The organism is Mesorhizobium sp. M1E.F.Ca.ET.041.01.1.1, assembly GCF_003997355.1.
GTDB lineage: Bacteria > Pseudomonadota > Alphaproteobacteria > Rhizobiales > Rhizobiaceae > Mesorhizobium.
Map to the genome: position 1 here is coordinate 1 of NZ_RZSL01000525.1, position 4,269 is coordinate 4,269.

At 66.5% G+C, this 4,269-nt stretch carries 3 protein-coding genes and 2 pseudogenes; 1 reads left to right on the forward strand and 4 read right to left on the reverse strand.

What is annotated here, in order from left to right; translation table 11 throughout:
• The 3 genes and pseudogenes from EOA38_RS40595 to EOA38_RS29380 all read right to left on the reverse strand — a co-directional run.
• Window positions 1-95 (reverse strand): annotated as a pseudogene (locus tag EOA38_RS40595) (3-oxoacyl-ACP reductase); the annotation flags it as partial.
• A gap of 302 nt (window positions 96-397) precedes the next feature.
• Window positions 398-1,639 (reverse strand): patatin-like phospholipase family protein, encoded by a 1,242-nt coding sequence (locus EOA38_RS29375; protein WP_126094653.1) that lies wholly within the window; start codon window positions 1,637-1,639, stop codon window positions 398-400.
• A 174-nt stretch (window positions 1,640-1,813) separates the two neighbouring features.
• On the reverse strand, window positions 1,814-2,257 hold the full coding sequence (locus tag EOA38_RS29380; protein ID WP_127300880.1) for an SRPBCC family protein: 444 nt from the start codon (window positions 2,255-2,257) through the stop codon (window positions 1,814-1,816).
• Between the two features lie 166 nt (window positions 2,258-2,423).
• On the opposite strand from EOA38_RS29380, the gene EOA38_RS29385 reads away from it, so the two are divergent.
• Window positions 2,424-3,287 carry an aldose 1-epimerase gene (locus EOA38_RS29385; RefSeq protein ID WP_245464718.1) on the forward strand — a complete coding sequence of 288 codons (864 nt, stop codon included), beginning with the start codon at window positions 2,424-2,426 and terminating at the stop codon, window positions 3,285-3,287.
• 189 nt (window positions 3,288-3,476) lie between these two features.
• Here EOA38_RS29385 and EOA38_RS29390 read toward each other — a convergent pair.
• Window positions 3,477-4,269: pseudogene (locus tag EOA38_RS29390) on the reverse strand (DNA polymerase IV); the annotation flags it as partial.

Here is a 4,269-nt window from a genome sequence, read left to right on the forward strand (position 1 = left end):
CCGCCCTTGACGCCCTCCGCCGCCAGCCGCTCCGCCGCCGCCGCGCCCATGCCGCTGCCGCCCGCCGTCACCAGAGCCACTTTTTCGTCTGCCATGTCGCTGTCCATCCTGATTTTTGGGCCGTTGTCGAAAGCACTTCAGTTAGCATGGACCTGGGCAGGCACGAACCGGTTTGGATTGCGCCAACGCGGATGGGGTTGGCGAAAGCGGCGGAGCGTGCAATCTCCCCCCTCGAGGGGGAGATGGCCGGCAGGCAGAGGGGGTCGTCTCACATAGATCGCCAACCTCATCTGGCCTCGCAGAGGACGCCGGCGCTTCACGCGCTGCGACCCCCTCTGTCGCCTTCGGCGACATCTCCCCCGCAAGGGGGGAGATTGGCAGCTCGCGCGCCCCGCGCTCAAACCTTGAACCCACTCATCAGCGCCTTTGATATCACCGCGCAGCGCCCCGGCTGCACGTCGCCCGCCTGCAGCGGCACGCCCTTGCCGGCCGGCACGGCCGGCTCGTACCAGGCGCGCAGCGCCTGGTCGCTGGCGCAATAGCCCCAGTTCACCAGATCGACGGTCTCCTTGGCTCCAAGGAAGTGCAGCGAGGTGCCGATATCGGCGGGCGCGATTGCCGCGGTCTGCACGAAGGTCGGCTCGACCACGTCCGGCTTGCTGGCGATCGACCAGTAGACGCCACGCGTGGCGGCATAGTCGGGCCGCGTGGCGTCATCGGGCAAGCCCTGATCGTCGGCGTCCTTGGCCGCCTGGAAACGCGCGACAAGATCGCGCCGCCGCAGCGACCGCACCTGGTTGTCGGTGGTGTCGAGCACCCGCGTCAATTGCGAGATCCAGTTCCAGTAGCCGGAGCCCGACGCCTGCCAGGGCGCGCCGGCATCGCTGACCAGCAGCCAGCGGCAGCGCTTCAGCGCCGGCTCGATGCCGTGATTGTCATAGACCCCGCCATCGGTGAGCACGGCGCGGCCGGCCGGGACCGGCGGGCCGACGCTCGCGTCGAGCTTGTCGTTCTCCCACTCGAATTGCGTGAGGTCGAGCCTGAGCGGCGACAGGAACGGCGGGAAGGCGGACGACGCCGCGACCGCGGTCGCGACCGGCAGGTCCGCATGCTTGGCCATGCCGATCCGGTAATCGGCAATGTAGCGGTTCGACATGCGAAACAGCGAGCCGGTGCTGAGGTTGCTCGAGCAGAACACGAACCAGGGACGTCCGCTCAGGCCCTTAAGCATCGGTCTCGAGCCATCGAACAGATGGCGCTCGTGGCAGGCGGCGACTTCGCGCGCGGCGCTCGAAAACGGATTGAGGATGCCCATGAGGATCGAGGGTGCGTCGAGGAAGACTTGCGAGAAGGCGAGTATTTTTTCCAGGTAAAGCGCGCGGAAGTTGGTTGCGACGCCGTTGGCGAAGGTCAGGCGCGGCCAGAGAACGGCCAGCAGCCCGGCGGCGATCGAGCCGCCCGAGACCGAGCTCACCATGTCGATTTTCTGAAGCAGGCCTGCCTCGTTCAGCCGGCAAAGCACGCCGGCATGGAATAGCATGGCGCGGTAGCCGCCGCCCGACAGGCAGAGGCCGAGATCGTAATGCTCGACCTTGTCTTCATCCGCATCCGGTGATGATCCGGCCGGAATCGGCTCCATCGCGGCCCCCCTCTGCCTGTCCATCCGGCGCATTCGAGCTCGGCTTTGCTCAATCCAGCCCAGCGCAGCCATTCTGGCAAGCGGTGGAAACGCGTAACTTCACAGATTGGAAATCGAGCCGCATGCCGGCCGGGACATGCTGTCGCGGCCGGCGTAGGACCGTTGCGATCGGTACTACTGATTGATCTCGGGCTCGACGAGCCTCGCCAGGTTCTTGAGCGACTCCTGCCAGCCGAGATAGCAGGCTTCGGCCGGAATGGCGTCCGGAATGCCCGCCTGAGTGATCTCCATCTCCGTGCCGACCGAGACTTTGTTCAACGTCACGATCACCTGCATCTCGCCCGGCAGGTTGGGATCGTCGAACTTGTCCGTGTAGCGCACGAGCTCGCCCGGGACGAGCTCGACATAGTCGCCGCCGAAGGCGTGGCTCTCGCCCGTGGTGAAGTTGCGGAAGGACATTTTGAACTTGCCGCCGACCTTTGCCTCGAAGTGATGGACGCTGCAGGTGAAGCCGTTGGGCGGAAGCCACTTCGCCAGCGCGTCCGCCTCGATGAAGGCGCGGTAGACTTTCTCGGGCTTGGTAGCCAGGACGCGATGCAGGCGGATGGTGCTGGGCATATCGTTTCTCCTGTTGATTGCCGGTCTATGCTCCTATGACGAACGGGGCCTGGCCAGCCCGACATCGACGGAGAAGTTTTTTTGGACGCGTTTGCGGACTTCACGTCTCCTTCTCCGCCAATTCGCGTAAAGATGGGCGGCAACATCGCCATCGATGAGGGCCTGCATGGTGGAGCTTCATGACGGCCGCGCCCGGCTGGTTCTAGCGCCGGAAAGGGGCGCGGCCATCGCGCGCTACGACGCGCTGGTGATCGGCGGCGCGCTGGTTCCGCTGCTGAAGCCGGGAGACGGCACCGGCACGTCCGGCTGTCAGCTGCTGGTGCCGTGGTCGAACCGCATCTCCGGCGGCGGCTTCACCTTCGACGGCCGCTTCCATGCCGTCGAGCCGAACGTTCCGGGCGAAGCCTTTCCGATCCATGGCGACGGTTTCCAGAAACCGTGGCGGCTTGCTCGGCATACGGCAATCGAGGCCGAACTGGTGCTCGACGATGGCGCGATCGGGCCTTACCGTTATGCGGCGTCGATCACCTACGCGCTGCGCGACGGCACGTTGGACGCGCGGCTGACGGTGGAGAACCGCGCCGGCATTCGCCTGCCTTACGGCCTCGGTTTCCATCCCTGGTTCCCGCGCGGCGACACAACCCTGCTGAAAGCAAGGGCAAAGCGCGTCTGGCTGGAGGACGAGCGCCATTTGCCTGTCGGCGTCGTGCCGGTGAGCGAGCGTCCGGGCTGGGATTTCGACCGTCCCATCCCGCTGCCGCTGGAGTGGGTGAACAACGCCTTCGACGGATGGGACCGTCGCGCCTCGATCGTGCAGATGGAGGAGGGGATCAAGATTTCGCTTACCGCCTCGCCGGAGCTTGCCGTTTACATCCTCTATTCGCCGTCACCCGATGCCGGCTTCTTCTGCTTCGAGCCGGTGTCGCACACCGTCGATGCGCATCACGGCGAGGGGCTGACGGTGCTCGAACATGGGGCGACGATGAGCGCCGGCATGAGCCTGGATTGGAAAATTGCGGAAACCGATTGAGGGCGCGCCAGCGGCGGAGCGAAATCTCCCCCCTCGAGGGGGAGATGGCCGGCAGGCCAGAGGGGGTCGTCTCACATAAACGCCGCCCTCACTTTCGTCGCGCAAGCGCCGGCGCTTCACGCGCGGCGACCCCCTCTGTCGCCTTCGGCGACATCTCCCCCTCAAGGGGGGAGATTACCCGCCCCATTCTCATAGCTCCTTCTCGGCCAGTTCCCTGAATTCATCCGGCACCGAGCGCGCGGCTTCCAGCGCCACGGTGCCGTAGCCGACGGCCTCTTTGCCGAAGCGCTGGCGGATCTTGTCGATGGCGCGGTCGGCGCCGAAGCGGGCCAAGCCTTTGCGACTGCCGGGCCTCAGCTTCTCATCCGCCAGGCCGAGCGGCAGTTCAAGCTGCAGCTCGGCATGCTCCTCCAGATGCGAGACCGAGATTGCGAGCAGCGAAATTTCCCTTTCGCCCGGATGGGCGGCGAGCACGCCGCGCACCAGCTCCTCGGCGATTTCGGCGAGCATCGTCGTCGCCTGTATTGGCTGCTCCAACGTCACCGAGCGGGTGACCGCGCGCATGTCGCGGAAGCGCACGCGCACCGTCACCGTGCGGCCGGGCCGGGCTTTGGCACGCAACCGGCTGGCGACGCGGTCGGCGAGATGCAAGAGCGTCGGCACGAAGACGTGTGGCAGGGCGGGCTTGCGGCCAAGCGCCGACTGCGCGCCTGCGGAATGCGCCCGCCTGTGCGTCTCCAGCCGGCGCGGATCGCGGTTCCAAGCAAGGGCAGCAAGCTTCTGGCCTGCGGCGTGGCCGATCAGCCGCTCCAGCGCGCCGCTGTGGGTGCGCGCCAATTGCCCGATGGTCTCGACGCCGATCTCGGCCAGCCGCGCTTTCGTCACCGGGCCGACGCCCCACATCAGCGACACCGGCAAATCGTGCAGGAAGGCGAGTTCGGTGCCGGGCTCGACCACCACCAGCCCGTCGGGCTTCGACACC